Origin of the sequence: Halobaculum roseum, assembly GCF_019880245.1 — an archaeon.
GTDB classification, from domain to species: Archaea; Halobacteriota; Halobacteria; order Halobacteriales; family Haloferacaceae; genus Halobaculum; species Halobaculum roseum.
In genome coordinates this window covers 669,470-685,510 of the sequence record NZ_CP082286.1, presented here as the reverse complement: position 1 = coordinate 685,510, position 16,041 = coordinate 669,470, and the positions used below count along the sequence as shown (strand labels likewise).

Annotated in this window: 10 protein-coding genes and 2 pseudogenes; 3 read left to right on the top strand and 9 right to left on the bottom strand. The window is 44.9% G+C overall.

Annotated features, from left to right (window positions below):
• Positions 1 to 139: 139 nt before the first annotated feature.
• From K6T36_RS03480 to K6T36_RS03455, 6 genes are all read right to left on the bottom strand, one after another.
• Positions 140 to 1,474: a sulfatase family protein gene (locus K6T36_RS03480; RefSeq protein ID WP_222922614.1), complete on the bottom strand. Its 1,335-nt coding sequence runs from the start codon at positions 1,472 to 1,474 to the stop codon at positions 140 to 142.
• A 617-nt stretch (positions 1,475 to 2,091) separates the two neighbouring features.
• A complete protein-coding gene (locus tag K6T36_RS03475; protein ID WP_222922613.1) occupies positions 2,092 to 2,964 on the bottom strand; it encodes a class I SAM-dependent methyltransferase in 873 nt (290 codons plus the stop codon).
• A gap of 182 nt (positions 2,965 to 3,146) precedes the next feature.
• The gene (locus K6T36_RS03470) at positions 3,147 to 4,154 is read right to left on the bottom strand and encodes a KpsF/GutQ family sugar-phosphate isomerase (RefSeq protein WP_222922612.1); all 1,008 of its coding nucleotides are present in this window, start codon (positions 4,152 to 4,154) and stop codon (positions 3,147 to 3,149) included.
• A complete protein-coding gene (gene kdsA / locus K6T36_RS03465) occupies positions 4,129 to 4,947 on the bottom strand; it encodes a 3-deoxy-8-phosphooctulonate synthase (protein WP_222922611.1) in 819 nt (272 codons plus the stop codon). Before kdsA ends, K6T36_RS03470 begins: the two co-directional genes overlap by 26 nt.
• On the bottom strand, positions 4,934 to 6,127 hold the full coding sequence (gene kdsB, locus K6T36_RS03460; RefSeq protein ID WP_222922610.1) for a 3-deoxy-manno-octulosonate cytidylyltransferase: 1,194 nt from the start codon (positions 6,125 to 6,127) through the stop codon (positions 4,934 to 4,936). Before kdsB ends, kdsA begins: the two co-directional genes overlap by 14 nt.
• 431 nt (positions 6,128 to 6,558) lie before the next feature.
• The gene (locus K6T36_RS03455; protein ID WP_222922609.1) at positions 6,559 to 7,560 is read right to left on the bottom strand and encodes a hypothetical protein; all 1,002 of its coding nucleotides are present in this window, start codon (positions 7,558 to 7,560) and stop codon (positions 6,559 to 6,561) included.
• A gap of 2,055 nt (positions 7,561 to 9,615) precedes the next feature.
• On the opposite strand from K6T36_RS03455, the gene K6T36_RS03450 reads away from it, so the two are divergent.
• Together K6T36_RS03450 and K6T36_RS03445 are read left to right on the top strand one after the other, a co-directional pair.
• The gene (locus K6T36_RS03450) at positions 9,616 to 10,767 is read left to right on the top strand and encodes a glycosyltransferase family 4 protein (protein WP_222922608.1); all 1,152 of its coding nucleotides are present in this window, start codon (positions 9,616 to 9,618) and stop codon (positions 10,765 to 10,767) included.
• Positions 10,768 to 10,951: 184 nt separating this feature from the next.
• Positions 10,952 to 11,548 (top strand): annotated as a pseudogene (locus K6T36_RS03445) (IS6 family transposase).
• A gap of 63 nt (positions 11,549 to 11,611) precedes the next feature.
• On the opposite strand, the pseudogene K6T36_RS03440 reads toward K6T36_RS03445, so the two are convergent.
• Both K6T36_RS03440 and K6T36_RS03435 read right to left on the bottom strand, forming a co-directional pair.
• A pseudogene (locus K6T36_RS03440) lies at positions 11,612 to 12,493 on the bottom strand (IS1595 family transposase).
• Positions 12,494 to 12,585: 92 nt separating this feature from the next.
• Positions 12,586 to 13,518, bottom strand: a complete 933-nt coding sequence (locus K6T36_RS03435; RefSeq protein ID WP_222922607.1) for an alkaline phosphatase family protein — start codon at positions 13,516 to 13,518, stop codon at positions 12,586 to 12,588.
• A 128-nt stretch (positions 13,519 to 13,646) separates the two neighbouring features.
• Between K6T36_RS03435 and K6T36_RS03430 the strand changes: the two genes are divergently transcribed.
• Positions 13,647 to 14,858 carry a sulfatase-like hydrolase/transferase gene (locus tag K6T36_RS03430; protein WP_222922606.1) on the top strand — a complete coding sequence of 404 codons (1,212 nt, stop codon included), beginning with the start codon at positions 13,647 to 13,649 and terminating at the stop codon, positions 14,856 to 14,858.
• Here the strand turns inward: K6T36_RS03430 and K6T36_RS03425 are convergent.
• Complete coding sequence (locus tag K6T36_RS03425) at positions 14,855 to 15,940, bottom strand: glycosyltransferase family 4 protein (RefSeq protein ID WP_222922605.1); 1,086 nt, start codon at positions 15,938 to 15,940, stop codon at positions 14,855 to 14,857. The two genes, K6T36_RS03430 and K6T36_RS03425, sit on opposite strands and share 4 nt — an antisense overlap.
• Positions 15,941 to 16,041 lie beyond the last annotated feature (101 nt).

Sequence of the window (16,041 nt, the reverse complement as noted above, 5' to 3'; positions counted from 1 at the left end):
CTAGCATTACTGCCTCATATAGATGAATCCGCTATGACTACTATAAGCGGTGTATGACCGAAACATCGTATTCGAGAGACACCTGATATTGTTCAGAGAAGTGGCGATTTAGGTCTGAAACGGAACTATAGTGGTGTGTTCATAGGTAGCCTAGGTCTTCAAGGTTCTTTTCAATCTCGTCGGAGAGATCATCTTGCCCCTTAGACAATTCTAATTTGCCTTCGCCGATACTCTGCCTCTGTCGGTGGTCCTCAATAAGCTTCTGTAATTTTTCGGCGATTTCCTTATTCTCGTTGAGTACGGAGTCGGTTTCTTGTCCCGAGTGGGGAACGCGATAGAGTTCCGTTGAGCCGTTTTCCTCGATATACTTATAGATCCCTTTCCGGACGGCGATTTGATTTTTGCCCAACGAGAAGAAAATCGGGTCAGTAGAGGTACGGTTGATTGTCTGGAGGGACACGCCTTCGAAGTGATCTGGAACTGAAATCCCCGCTGCTGTTAACATTGTCGGTGGTAAATCTAAATGCTGGACGGGGGTCTCAACGATACCGGTTGGAATTGACGGGGTGCGGACGATGATTGGCACTTGCGTCATGCTGCTGTATAGCGAGGCACTGTGGAAGTCGTTGTATTGACCGAACTCCTCGCCGTGGTCACCGGTCAGTATCACTGTCGTGTTTTCGTCGATTGCAGATAGGACCCGTCCAATTTGTTCATCAACACTCCTGATACAGGCATCGTAGGTATCGATTACGTCTTTTGGGGGATTTTCGCCGACGGCAATTTTGCCTTCCTCGCCGGGTTGAATTGTGTGCTCAATAGAGCTATTTCCCCGGATTGCTTCGAGATGTTTTGGCCAGTAGCCGTACGGGGTATGGGCGTCCATAAAATGGACCCAACAGAAGAACTCATTGTCGGCAGTTTGTTGTTGTTCGATAAAATGAAGTGCCTGATCAACCGAATCTTTATCCGTATGACTCGGTTTATATTCGTTTGAATCTCCTGTTGACTGGTTTCGGAGAATATTATTGACCGGTTTAAGAACACACTCATCCAACCGCTCGTTGTCTACTTTATCACTAATTTTCTTACCGATACGCTTGATGATCGGCTTCGTGCCTGTGGCTTCTGAAACACTGTAGAAAGTATCGAATCCCCTATTGTAATTGTACTCCCGGCTCACGAAAGCGTTCACCGCGAATCCGCCAGTTGCGTATTCTGCGTTCGAAAAAAGGGCTGCTAACGGTGTATACCTATCCGGGATTCCTAGTCCATCAATTTGATGCGTATAAACACCCGTGTGGAGGGATTGGAAAGCCCATCGAGTTCCTGGACAGTTTGCATACCCATGCTTGTAGATAGTCGCGGAGTTAGCGAAATCATCTATGTTTGGTGAAGTCGGCCTCTCGTAATTATAGCAGCCGAGATGGTCAGCACGAAGACAGTCTACACTTAAAAACACAACGGAGTTCATGTTGATAGGAATATATTAGAGAGACCTATTTCTTTCTATTGAAGTTCTAAAACCTGGTATCCAACATCGGGGTATCACATGGATGTCGGAACGCTACCCTTGCAGAAGTCGATGCGAACGCTGGTACCGACCGAAACCGGTTGGTGACAGCATCGACAGATATTCTTTAGGTCGTACGTTCTAATTAAAGTCCAACCCTGGTTGTGTAGCGGTACTGAGGGTTTCCTGTAGTGTCGGCAGTTGGCTTTGGATTTCTATATCTTGATGAGGTTCTCCAACAGCGGCAGTGGCGAGTAGCCGGGGAACTCATCCAGATAGTAGGGATGAGCTTGGTCGGCGACTGGAAGGTCCTAGCGCTTTGGCCTGGTCATCGGCATATTCCGTCACTACCGCCAGCATCTAATGACTTACTAGCAGTGCCAACATCGGTGTATACAACCGAACCTTTACGATGTGATTTTTCTTTGTATCGAACCCATCCAGCTCGCACTACTTCTTTAGCTTTCGAACAACCGCACAACAACCCATCGTCACTAGTAGATGGGGTTATATTTTTGCGGAGACCCTACCACGCGGCTGATATGGGAGGTAGAGGTAATTTTGGTAGGATCTTCGACCTAGTTGACGTGTGCTAGTAGGGTTGTTTGCTCTGTAATTTCACATTCACCATCTAATTCTATAAATCCAGGAGGTAAATCTAGAATCTCTCCCGGCCTTATCACTCTCTCAGGCCGCTCTTGTGCATATATGGTCAGGGACCTTTCGGGAAAATGGCTGTTTAGTTTATTTCGAAATTTTTCATAATCAAACACGTGTACATGCGGATACTTTTTAACGTCGTGATCTCCTTTTGAATCTATATCTTCATCATTTGGAACGCTAATAAATAACTCGCCATTGGGGCGAACAATCCGATTCAACTCTGTCAAATATTTGTCTACGTTTGGAATGTGTTCCATTGTCTCAAAAGATAGGACTATGTCTGTTGAATCGCCATCAAGTGGTAAGTGATGGGCGTCTGCTTGGACGCTACTCTCCGGTGAATAATATTTTTGACCGTAGACGAGCGCATCTGCTGAGATATCGCCTGCTATATACTCAAAATCGCTATTTAATTTTGCTTTCAAAATATGAGTTCCATAGCTTACTCCAGCAGCAATGTCTAAAACTCTGTCCGGTTCTGTCCCGATGAGTAAGTTGGTAGCTAACACGTATCTATAGTAATGCAGGGCTCGAGTCCGTAATCCTGGATACGATGAATAAGAATATAATAGATTCGGACCTACTAAGGCATCATGCCGATCCCTGCTATTATCTAACAAATACTTTATGTCTTGAATCTCTCTACCATCTTTATATAATGAATAAATAATGAATGGTGACCAAATGCATCCAGGCAACTGATTAGCACCAAATATTAAGCCCCGGTTTAGTGCTTCAAAAAAACCTTCTTCTCTTGTAATTTGAATAAAACGCTCAAATTTGCTCATGGCTGTATCAAGTAAAGTTTAATATATAAATGTTGTGTTCAATAAAAGGCCTCGGGTGAAGATATCGCATACCGGTTAAAGAGTCGTAGCGACAATCACAAGCCTATCACGAATTTGGTAACCAACACAGCATATTTAAGATTTGTCGAATAAACCATCACTATAATATTTAATAGGAATAGCTAGTTAGATAGCCCTTCGTCCATTATATCATGTAAATGTATTACTCCCTCAAATCTCCCTTCGTCGGTTGTAACGAGAGCCTGTGTAATGTCATGTTTCTCGATAGTTTCTAAGGCTTTGATAGCGGAATCATCACGTGATACAGCAACTGGGTCAGTGGTCATGACTTCCTCTGCGGTCACACCGTTAAAATCAGTTCCAGACTCAACAAGACGTCGTATATCTCCATCTGTTAAAATTCCCTGGACGAGATCTTGGTCATCACGAATGACCGCGATCCCCTTCTCACCCTCACTCATGTGAACGATGGCTTTACCTAGCGTGTCAGATGGCTTTGTTCGTGGAATATCTTTATAAAGTAGGTCACTCACATTTAATAAAAGCCGCTTGCCAATCGTACCGCTAGGATGGAAGTGCCCATACTGGGTTTTGTCGAAGTCTTGCATCGTCATCAGCGCATTTGCGAGACAATCCCCAATAACCATCGTGACTGTGGCACTTGCCATCGGAACAAGGTCAACTACGGCTCCTTCGTTACTCACTTTTGTATTGATATGGAACTCTGATTGTTGTGCAAGTTCAGAATCCGGATTAGACGTGATGGAAACTGTCGTTGGCCCGAAATACTCGGAAAACTTTAATAATTCCACCATTTCTTCGGTATTGCCGCTGTTCGAGATAAGTATCATCACATCCCCCGAGGATAGCGCTCCAATATCCCCGTGAAGTGCCTCAACAGGATGGACGAAATGTGAAGTCACTCCGATACTGTTGAATGTGTCAACGATCTTCTTGCCGACATCGCCGGACTTACCGATTCCTGAGAAAGCGATTCGACCATCGGTATCGTCTATTTCAAGGGCAACACGGCAGATCTGCTCAATTGTTCCCTTATTGTTGAGGGTCTTGATAGATTTAGATTGCTCGAAAATGGCCTTGGAGATAGCATCTCTAATCTCATCGTCCCCTGCTTGTTGCTCCTTACTTGCCATTTTTAACCGTTTCATCAATCGCTTTCCACTGATTGACAAGCGATTCAAATTCATTGAGGGGAAGCTGAGTAGCGGCGTCACATTTCGCTGACGGTGGATTCGGATGTACCTCCGCGAAAATACCTGCTACTCCCGCACTGAGTGCTGCTCGAGCCAATGTCGGTGCAAACCGACGGTCGCCGCCGCTGGAGTCACCGCGTGCGCCCGGACGTTGTACCGAATGTGTCGTATCAAAAACGACCGGCTTGTCGAGTTCTTTCATGATGTCTAGATTCCGCATATCCACGACGAGATTGTTGTATCCGAACATCTCACCGCGTTCACAGAGCATGATCTGTTCATTCCCTGTGGATTCTATTTTGTTGATGACATTATCCATTCCGTCCGCTGAGAGGAACTGCCCTTTTTTTACATGGATCGGCAGACCTGTTTTTCCGGCAGCAGTAAGCATATCGGTTTGTCGTGAGAGGAACGCAGGCACTTGGAGAACGTCAACCACTTCTGCGACCCGTGCAGCTTGTTCAGGAACGTGAAAATCTGTTATTACCGGAAGATCGTACTCATCTTTAACCTGCTGAAGGATTTCCAGCCCTCGTTCCATTCCAGGGCCGCGGTAGGAACTGATTGATGACCGGTTTGCTTTATCAAACGAGCTCTTGAATATCAAGTCAATTTCGTGACGGTCCGTGATTTTGCTCAGTTTATGCGCTGTTTCCATTACCTGTTCTTCTGATTCGATTACACATGGCCCTGCGATTAGGAAGAACGAACCCTCATTCGAGGCTATGAAATTATCACTGATTTTCATTTTTATGTTCTTGCTGTAGTTGTTTCTCCACTACAGGTATATCGCTTTCAACGTTGACCTCTTTTGAGTCGTAGCCGGTCTCCACGGTCTGTATCTCGTATCCGTTTTCGAGTAGTCGAAGCTGTTCTAAGTCTTCAGCTGATTCAAGATCTGACTCCATATCGATGTAGTCAAGTAACATTCCTGTTTCGTAACCATATAATCCAATGTGCTTATATGTTGTGCCTGTTTCCCCGCCGGACGGTATTTTCGACCGTGAAAAGTAGAGTGCTTTACCATCATTATCGGTTACCACCTTAACCGTGTTCTCATCCTCAAGGAGCGATTCGTCTTTGATCGGGGAAATTGGCGTTGCGACTTTCGGAGAGTTATCTTGAAGCGCCATCACAATATCGTCGATGACAACCGGATCGATTAGTGGTTCGTCGCCTTGGATATTGATTGTGAAGTCAGCTTTGACGTTCGCTGCGACCTCTGCCACCCGATCTGTTCCAGTTAAATGATCAGGGTCTGTCATCATCACAGAGCCGCCAATAGACTCGACTGCCTCAATAATACGTTCATCATCTGTTGCGACGATGAGGTCGTCGAGCGACGCAGCGTTGTTCGCACGCTCGTAGACGTGCTGAATCATAGGTTTACCAGCGATTTCGATTAATGGTTTACCAGGGAGTCTTGTTGATCCATAACGAGCTGGAATAATGCCAACCGTCGTTTGAGACACTTCCATTATGTAATTCAAAATATTCCGAACGGCTCCGTTTCCACCATCATACCGGCTGACGTATGAACACTTCTTTTTGACTTCCTGAACTGCGTCGGCAGGACAACAACCCGTTCCGACAGTTTCTATCGCGTCTACGTCCGTCAGATCATCGCCAATATAAACTGTGCTCTCCAGACTGAACCCGAGGCGAGACGCGATTGATTTAACTTTTTCTTTTTTATCATTCACGCCTTGGTGAACTTCATCCACTCCCAATTCGGAGGCTCGATTTGTGACAGCTTGAGACTCCCTTGAAGTAATAATTACGAAGTCGCAACCGTCTTGTTCAAGCCATTGTGTGATTTTATATCCGTCTTTCACATCGAATGTTTTGAAAGCCTCACCATCGTCGCCAATATTAATTTTCGAATTTGTGAGGACTCCATCTACATCAGAAAAAACTAACTGGCCCATGTGATCTCCTCTTGAGAAAACTGGACACCAGTAATGATAAGTTTTACTCTATTAATTCAGTAGAGACATCCGGTTTCTCCGGAATTAATATAGCAATGATGTCGATTAAGCGATTCTGGGTTTCACTCTACTGTATTCCCTAAGACCGTGATATTCGTGATGCTGCACTAGCGGGACTTCCGAAGAATAGACGCTATCTGACTCTGGGTATCACAGTTTATAGTGGTATCTCCCAAATGATCCAAGAGTTAGAGCTGAATCGCATCTCTCCATTGGAAAGGACGGCAGGATCAAGCACATATTTGATCGGTTGGAAGTCATAACTTCGGGATGAGACTTCTCTTAGGTGTTCTTGACTTCTACGCGAACGGTTCTATCGACCAAGATGTCCTCGAATGTCAAGTCGAACGCTATCAGAATGCGGGGCAATATTATTCTACTATATAGAGCCTAAATCCGCGATTATCATATATTTTATCAATCTTCCTGTTATTATTAAGGTATTTGTAGTCACTCTTCGAGTACCCCGATCCTTCGTATAACTGCGTATTCTTTTTTATTTCTCTCTCTTGGATTGTTAGATATCTTTCACTATTGTAATGGGAATTCAAAGATTGGTTTGCAAAATGGAATGGTACTCTACCTCTATTATACTCGTAGTCGATAACCTGGATATTTTTAGCAACGCCCAGTCCCCGGCTACTCTTTATTGTGCCGAATATTGCATTTCGATAGCGGTCCGGAGGTGCATCCCCGACAAATTGTATGTCGTCATTGCTATTTGTGAATGAAAACTCATGTCCTGTGATCGAGGATTCTGAAACTTTTTGATTTGATTTGTATATATATGGTGATGAATGCATAATCGGAATAGATAAGAGATACATAAATATCAGTACGCCCACGACTATTATTCTCATGTTCCTTTTATCGACTTGTAGGTTAGTCCCTTCCCATATCGTATGGATCGCTAAGGTTCCAATTATTGTTACAAGTACCATAGCAAATCCTTGAATTCGAAAGTAGGCTCCCGGACTTAGCATTAAGTAGATCAAAAATAGCAAGGTTATACCACCCAATCCGGGGATAAATCCTATCACAATTATTTCTCTTGGACTTAATGTGTTGGTTTTGGATCTCATATGTTCTAGGTAAAATCTCCTAACCGTTAATAGCATCAAGGCAGTTGATGCCAAAACAAATAACAGGTCTACAAAGAACAGTTTGAGAAACAACTCAAAAATACTAGATCCGTAATTATCCAGTGATGTAGCGGCACCCGATATTTTATTAGCACCTTCCACATCGGAAATATAAACAAGCTCGATGAGCCTTGACGCCCCCTGAGTTATGAATGTACGGGTGTGAATATTCCACGACAACCAAATAATCAATATCGTTAATATATCTCCTACCATGTTATGCAGGCTCATAGACGGCAATAAGCTACTAGATTTTTGTTTGTTTATATATTGGACTGAGATTATAAACGGAATATAGAAAACTAATACGTAAAGTGCCTGTCTTGGATGAATTAAGACAAGTGCGGTATAAGCAATTATGAACATCATTTTAAATCTCACTTCCGGAGTACTGACATACTTAACCAAAGCATACAGTAAAACAGGCGAAAACCACACAGCTACACTCCCAGGTTGTGATAGAAGATGGATCCCGAAGTTATTGACTGGCAATAGTAAAGAGCTTGAGAAAACTGCTATAACTATCACTTCACGTCTATTAGTAATTGCTCTAATTAAGACAACAACATGAACTATAAAACAGACTATGAATAGGATTGGGATTAATAAAAAAGTGTGTTCCAATTGTGATCCAATAATAAAGTGTATGGTAGCTGCAAATATGTGCAACCCTGGATATAATAGATAACTCGGTATTAGATCAGGAACCCCGGCGATTATATCCCTAGTGTATCCTAGATGGGTGAGTGGATCACCCACCCCCATAAAGTTGTATCCCATTATAATTGGAAAGCTGACTATACAGATTGTTACTAAAGACAATGATGCTGCAGATAAATAACGGCTGAATTTAGATTCAGAAAGAAACATCACCGTAATAAAAATGAATGAGGCCGCCACCAACAGCCCAATTGAATGTGAAGATGCTTCTTGGTATACTGATAACATATACTCGTTGGCAATAGAATGTCTGATTGACAGAATTGATGCAATAAGGAATATTTCCCCTAGCAGTAACAGTAGACGCTCCCATGATCTCTGGACGATTGTTGCCGTTTGTAATAAGAAATTCATTTTATAAAGATGCTAGACTAACTTGTTATCTTGGTCAGAACCACACTCATATATATCTAACGTGCTATAGTAACCCGGTAGACAAAGCCAGATCTCATTGTTTTACTGCACCTCCCGATCAGTACTTCTCACTCACGGAGTGAAATTATTAATGACCGTTACGGTAGCGACGTTCGAACTGTATCGATGTGTGATCAACTGGAACATTCATCACGTGTATCCGGACAACATCTCCATGTTTCACCCCGGTTAATGGGCGGGAGGAAAAATCGCGAGTGCGAAGTCCAGTTCCCGCTCACGTTTTGTGCTTAATGTATGATGGGTGCATCAGAAGTCTGTTCTTCGTCTGCTTGCTCTTCATAACTGGGATAACAGTCGTCGGAAGAATGCATGAACGAGGAATCGTCATTTATTGTAGAATTTATGTCAAACTATATACTCCGGCATGTTTGAGGACGCTCAGCCTCCGTCCACACCCTTCTCGTCATCTTTGACGTAGGTGATATCCAGTGTATCTTGCTTCTTGGGGGAGTCAACGTACGGAGTAAACACCAGTGGCAGATTATCGGTTCGTCTTAGGGTTTCACGGTGTAGAAATCGACATTGCTTTGTTGGGGCAGTCAGGGAAGAGATTCTTGACGAAGTCCAGGTGATGCAGCGTGCAATCATGGTCCAAGTCGGACGGGAAGAATATGTTATCGTCGAGCCGTTTCTCGCGTGATTTCGAGAGGACTATCTGGTTTATCGCTTGATTTATCTGGTTTATCGCTTGGATTCCGATTATAGAGATTGACCCGAGGTAAGCGGTTTGTCACGGGAACTACCGTCGCGGTCTGGCAGAATTATTTGCTTTTATGCTGGACCACAGTCTTGTCAACCTCGATGGTCTTTCGAGCACGATTACGTCGCTGTAGATCTACCTTCTCTACTCAATTGTGAACAGTTCAGCGACAGCACTTGGCATTCGACATTCCCAGAACAGAGATAGTAGCGGGAAGCGAGAGTCTAGCAAGATGAAGTCTGAGACCCAACTTCGTCGCATAGAGGGTGTCACTTTCCGCTCCAGTAAATCAAACTCGATGCTGTCGGTGCCTCCGATGGACCGGACAATCTCTGGTATAACTCAATAGAGTATTGCTCCGTCTCGTCAACAATCCTATGCAAACATTCCCTTTAACAGGATTTATAAAAGAGTACACGAATATTCATTATATGGCTAGTGGAAGTGGAATTGGTATAGTAAGGATTCCACCTCCGGATGATGAACAAGATGCGTCAGAGAAGGCTATTAGGAACATCGCCAATCTGTCAATAGAGACCTACGATAGTGTTATTATTTTTGATGACATTTCCGTAAAACACCAGTCAATCACCGTTGATCCCGTTCAAAAATCGGATTCCGATTCGGTCTTGTTAAGTATTTTCTTCAATCTCTATTTCCAGATTAAGCTATCGAAGTCAATCATCGATCATCGAGATGATCTGGATACTACTTTCTGGCATATCGGTGGATATAGATTAATTTTTCCTATGATCGTTTCTAAATCAACTGGGCATGACATCATCATCGCCGTTACGGGTAAACCGACGAAAGGATTTAAGAATGAATCATCGTGGGGTAGGTGGGGGAAGCTACTGGCTTTTCTTTCGTACTTTTTTGAGCGAACGGCCTATCGTATTGCGGACCGTATCGTTGTTTTCTCAGAGGCAATGGTTGAATACAATTTACTAGAAGATTTTGAGTATAAGACCCACAAACTACGATTTAATTATGAATCAATTCCCGATTCCCCTTCTCCGATAACAGATCGGGATAATGTTATAGTTTTCTTAGGTAGAATTATTGAACTCAAGGGGGCAGACAAATTGGCTAAAGCAATTGAGATACTAATGAAAAAAGAAAGTTGTTCTATCGATAGAGTTCTGTTCATAGGTGACGGAAATATCCGCGCAGATTTAGAGTCAAAGCTTAATTCTAACCCACAAACAAGTGATGTTATAGAATTCACTGGCTGGGTTTCCCGAAAGCGGGCTATGGAGATTCTGGAAGATGCTAAGATATTTGCCTTACCATCAAAGTCCGAAGGGCTTCCCAAAGCACTACAAGAAGCTATGGCCCGGGGTGTTATTCCAGTCGTATCTCCAGCAGGAAGTATCCCAGATATTATCCAAGATCATGAAAACGGTGTGCTTTTGGCAGATGATAACCCTGAAACAATTGCTGCAGCTATTGAAGAAGTATTGGCTGCGGAACAGTCTCTTTATTCAAAAAAGGCCATACAAACTATAGAAAGTGAATTCTCCAAAGAGGAGATTTTGAAACGATTTAAGGCAGTAGTTCGCTTTCAGGAAGAGAATTGCTGATCAGCTCGTTATATATCTTCACACACAATCGGATATATAAATAAGTGTGTTAACATCTTCCAGTTTTCATTTCTGGCAAGTTCTCTCAATTATTGATCGCAAAGGGTTCCCTTTAACCATATGCGCTCTGGGGGAGTGTTCAGATAAGGATGAAGAGTGAGGTAGAGCGAACTTTTAGTGGTCTATGCCAGAAATCGCCCGCCTCATCGGAGGTAGCGACTGCTTCGAGTTAGATTTTCTGGAGCGAGAGGCGACACTTGAGCCCGCGATGAAGTTCGGTATCCGACTCCATCTGGCTGGACTATCACTTTCGGATACCGTTTCTATTTTCAAATTGTTGGGTGTCGAGCGGGGCCGCACGACCGTTCACAATTGGGTACAAAAAGGCAGATTTACAGCCGCGTGATGGCGCCAACCCGGATTACGTTGCGGTTGACGTAACCGTGATCCACCTGAAGGACGAACGCTTCTGGCTGTACGCTGCTGGCGATTCCGATACGAACGGCTTGCTGCACGTCAAGCTCTTTCCGACGAGAAATCGAGTGATATCCGAGATGTCCTCTCCGAACTCCGCGAGAAAAATCTCGTCGATGACGCGCTCTTTCTCGTCGATTATGCAGCGTGGCTCCAAGCAGCACTTCACCGACACGGCCTCGATTACAGATACGAAAAACACGGTAATCGGAACAGTGTCGTACGTGTCTTCCGAGAACTCAAACGCCGGACCAACTAGTTCTCAAACTGTTTCAGCCACGCCCAAGCAGACACCGTCGAAAATTAGCTTCAAGCGTTCGCCTTCGCATGGAACCGCTAATCTGAACCCTAGTGTAGCACATTGTTGATCTCAGAGGGTGGGTTTGACAGCGCGTTTGAGCGCTGCTCGTCCTGGTTTTCGGTATATTTACGTCGGATCTGAAACGCTCGGAGATACTGTGTCAACTTGTTCTTCGAGACACCACGATGGGGCGAGAGCCACGGTCGCAGCAGCGACCCGTGGCTCTCGCAGGTGTTGACGTGAACGTCCCTATCGGCGTATTCGCCATCGCCGTCGACGACGTATTCGCGGATGAATTCGTCGTCCCGTTCGAGCGGTTCGTACGCCCGAAAGCCGTCGGTATTGACGGTGAACACTCCTGTTTGCGGTCGACCAGTAGGGGTCTAATCGTCGATTCATCGGCGGCTTTCACAGGGACGACGTACCATTGTTCAGTGCCGCAATCAGCGAGAATCAACACGGGCGGTTTGTTACCGTCGTACTGTACCTCGCCCGCGCGGACAGGCTACGCGAGCGCGAGTAACTGTCGCGCTCGTGGCCTCTCTTCCCGGCAGATACGTACAGTTCGTCGATCTCGACGGGGCCAACGAGATCGAGCGCAGGCGCGTCGAGCGCTCTGGTGAAGCACTCGACGCGCCGGTGCATCGTCTTGTGGGTGATATCAATTTCGCACTGTAACTGTCTGAGACTCGTGTTGAATCGGAGGAAGGCGTAAATCGAGAACAACCACCGGCGGAGTGCAACTTTCGAGTGAGCGAAAATCGTGCCGGTCTTGTTGTTGAACGTGAGGTCGCAATCCTTACAGAGATACCGCTGAAAGTGGCTATAGCTGCCGTTTCTGACCGTGCAGTCAGAACGGCAGCGAGGACAGGCTACACCGTCACGTCAGCGAACCTGTTGGAGTAGGTCCGCTGCAACCGATTCCGGCCCAGACACACCTAGAGGAATCATCCGTATCGGCCACTGCTAACGCGGTGGCCTTGTCTTCTTCGACTTCAGAGCCCCAACTGAACAGTATCAACAATCTCCTATTGAAGAGCGATTTACTTATACCCGAGAGCCTCAAGTTGGTCTTCAACACTCTGACTTTGGTAATCTGTTGATTTGAGCGTCGAGTTGTAAGTTCCCCCATCTATCCCTTTCGTACGAACCCAAGGGACTCTACGCAAATCAGGGTGAAGGACTCCGGCAGGATGGCTGTATACCCCCCACTCTCCGAAGCATTCGCCATGGTCCGCACTTATAGCCACAGATTCTGCATCGAAATTGTTCAGTAGCACCTCGACTTCATCGAGAACTGTTTGCAACTCTGATATATAAGATTCCCAAACGACGTCGTGGTCGCCACCCTGTCGCAGAAATTCAAACGGGGTCGCCTCATAGTCATACATCTCCCTATTTTCGCGGTTAGCCCGTGTGGCATATGGATGGTGAGGCTGTGAATAGTGAACGATAACTCTATCCACGTCTTCTTGGCGCCCTACCTGAATCGCCCTATCAGTAATGTACTTTGGTCTGACATGTCCGTGACCCTCATTCGGGGCATACTTCCAGACGTTATCGAGCAACGCTAGGGAGTTATCAGAAAGAGTGTCCCAGTCTGCGAACGAAAAGTACGCGTCTTTGTCTTCGTTTGGTGTCTGTCCTGACTTTAGTACAAGTTCTGCGTGTGCGTTTCCAGAAATATATGCAGTTTTGCAAATCTCTTCCCGGTAATCAGACACAAACGTGTTCGCAATCCATTCACTAGAGGTGCTGCCAACCGACCATATACTGTTCACGTCCTTAATGAAGTCGTAATCGTCGGCGACAGCATTCATAGCGTCAACCCGGCAGGTGTCCAGCAGGATCAATAGATCCCAGTCTCTCTCAAATACGTTTGTTCCCGGTCTGAGACGAGATATTAAGGACATCGATACGCCCACGTACGTCTTGTAGAGCGATTGAATGATTTTACCACCTAGCCCAGAATACATACTAAAAGTACAATTGGTCTACAGTATAAAATGGTTGCTGAACATATATGGCCAACTGCGGTCCAGTTTGTTGGTCGGACGCTACTCAGGAGTTATTTATATTTACCCCCGTGAATATGTTATTGTTGATGGGATTTGAAAAGACACCAATACAAAACGACGATTTCAATAATGTCTTTATTTATGTTGGTGATGCGGTTCGATGGGATTACATTCCAGAGTGGATTCGCAACCGTGGAGTAGCAATCAAAACGATAGGCGCTTCAATACATTCTCCGACTTCGTTTGCATCTCTTGTAACTGGGCTTCATCCCCCTGTTCACGGGGTGGAAACGTTCAAGAACACAATCCCCTCTGATGTATTCTCGATGTTTGATCTCAAGGGCTACGACACCTGGTTTCAGAATTCCGTGTTCTATCATGGAGAAAGATTAACACCAGACAGCGTAGATCCAATTTACTCTGTACTTGGTACACAGCCCCCCCAAACGTCGGATCCGTTCGCTGAAAACGGCCAACCGTTCTTTGCGATGGAACGAGGGCCTGGAGGGCATGCACCATACGGTTCGTTTGAGGGGACTGGCCGTGAATACTTCCGCGAAAACGGTGATGCAACGCCGCAAAAAATACAAGAAGATTACGAGGAAACCGTACGGAACGATGTTGAGCTGTTTAATAAACGAATGGGCCAACTCAAAAGAGATGGATTACTTGAGGAAACGCTTGTAATATACACGTCCGATCATGGTGAGCTACTTGGTGAGGGGGGAATGTTAGGCCACAATTCGCCGATACTCCCGGAGCTAGTTTACGTCCCAACAGTATTCGTGAATCCTAAACTAAAGCCGCATGAAATAGATGATACAGGATTTGGGCACGTTGATATCCTCCCCACTGCACTTCATGCGGTTAATGAATTGTGTCAGTACGAGGATTTACTGAACGGTGTACCACTTGGTAACCGACAGGAGGACGACCTACTTCCGTGTTATTACACTAACCGTTATAACTTCGTCGGGAAACATAATATTTCGTTTTCATATAAATCTGTTTGGAACCGGGCGGGAGGATACGTATTCCCAAAAACGAATCTATTACAGCGACTGTTGGTGCTATCCGGGCAGATACTTCTTGGCCCGAAAGGTGGTTATTTGAGAAATCATCTTACGCCAGCCGTCCGATCATACTCCCAAGGCACTCAGAAATTCGGGACGCCCGAATTTAGCCAACAGGAAGGAACGGACTACCTAAGTTCAATTGAGCAGATGGTCCAGAATAGCGAAGAAAACGTGCTCTCCGATGAGTCGAAGCAGAGACTTAAAGACTTAGGCTATATTTAGTTCTCAGCTACTGTCTCGTATATATTGTCTAAACGCTTGTTAACTGTCTGCCAACTCCACTCCTCACTACTTGCTTTCGCTGTCTGTGACATCTCGTACAGCAATTCTGGAGATGCATACACATCTTTGAGGGCGTCTTTTATTTCGTCTTTTGTTTGACCAATTAGAATCCCATTCTCACCATCGTCAACAAGGTCCGGGATTGACCCTACTTCAGTCGCTATGACCGGGACTCCAACGCTAAATGACTCGATTATTACCCTTGGAAGCGCTTCGTCGTTTGACGGTAATACGAGAATATTTGATTTATCTAACTCACGGATGACCTCTCGATGCTCGATCTCACCAGTGCAAACCAATTCTTCGTCAAGGGAAGATTCCTTGATTAATGAAGATATATCCCCGATAGGGTCATCACCGATTAACGTTAAACATGAATCCGGATGACACTCGACAAAATCTTCGAAAGCCTCGATTAATAAGTGAGCTCCTTTCTCTTTGATAAGACGGCCAATGAATATTACGTTAAATATTTCATCGTCTGGCTGAGCTATTCCGGAGTATTCCTCTTTGACATAGGGGGGGTTCACCACCGGTATTCGGACGATTCGATCTTTTGGAACACCATTTTCTACCAAGATGTTGTCTACGTTTTCCGCACAGCTGAACCAGTAGGGAGTTCGACCTAGCTTCACCAATCGTGGAGAAAACATCTCGTCACGGCAGTCATACAATATTGGAGTACGAGTTAAGATTGCGGCTAATGTGATTCCGGGTGTTGCGTATGACGAAGCATGCACATGCGCCACTTGGGTTTCTTTAGACAACCATAAGAAACAGAGGAAAGAAAGAATTGATTCTATGAAGAGCCTTAGTATTCCTGGGAGAGATTTATACCGAGGAATTATCCTGTAGACAGTTACATCATCAGAAGTGGCTATTATTTTTTCATATTTATTTATGAAGGTAATAACATAAAATGTGTGGTTCCCGGATAAGTCATTTACCAAATTGGAAAAGTATACTGAACTCCCACCACTTTGTGGTGTATACCGAGGGGTGAAGATTAGTACATTACTCATCGAGTCATTCAACTGTTCCAGCCAACAATCAAAAACACCTCCGGTCACAAGTTGCTGACGTATCAACCGAATCACCCGTGGAAATACCGCACTATTGTGAC

Excerpts from the sequence above, each read along its gene's own strand:
- kdsB (WP_222922610.1), bottom strand. The coding sequence starts at position 6,127 with ATGGGCCAGTTAGTTTTTTCTGATGTAGATGGAGTCCTCACAAATTCG.
- K6T36_RS03425 (WP_222922605.1), bottom strand. The coding sequence starts at position 15,940 with ATGAGTAATGTACTAATCTTCACCCCTCGGTATACACCACAAAGTGGT.
- K6T36_RS03430 (WP_222922606.1), top strand. The coding sequence starts at position 13,647 with ATGGGATTTGAAAAGACACCAATACAAAACGACGATTTCAATAATGTC.
- K6T36_RS03450 (WP_222922608.1), top strand. The coding sequence starts at position 9,616 with ATGGCTAGTGGAAGTGGAATTGGTATAGTAAGGATTCCACCTCCGGAT.
- K6T36_RS03455 (WP_222922609.1), bottom strand. The coding sequence starts at position 7,560 with ATGAGCCTGCATAACATGGTAGGAGATATATTAACGATATTGATTATT.
- K6T36_RS03470 (WP_222922612.1), bottom strand. The coding sequence starts at position 4,154 with ATGAAACGGTTAAAAATGGCAAGTAAGGAGCAACAAGCAGGGGACGAT.
- K6T36_RS03475 (WP_222922613.1), bottom strand. The coding sequence starts at position 2,964 with ATGAGCAAATTTGAGCGTTTTATTCAAATTACAAGAGAAGAAGGTTTT.
- K6T36_RS03480 (WP_222922614.1), bottom strand. The coding sequence starts at position 1,474 with ATGAACTCCGTTGTGTTTTTAAGTGTAGACTGTCTTCGTGCTGACCAT.
- K6T36_RS03435 (WP_222922607.1), bottom strand. The coding sequence starts at position 13,518 with ATGTATTCTGGGCTAGGTGGTAAAATCATTCAATCGCTCTACAAGACG.
- kdsA (WP_222922611.1), bottom strand. The coding sequence starts at position 4,947 with ATGAAAATCAGTGATAATTTCATAGCCTCGAATGAGGGTTCGTTCTTC.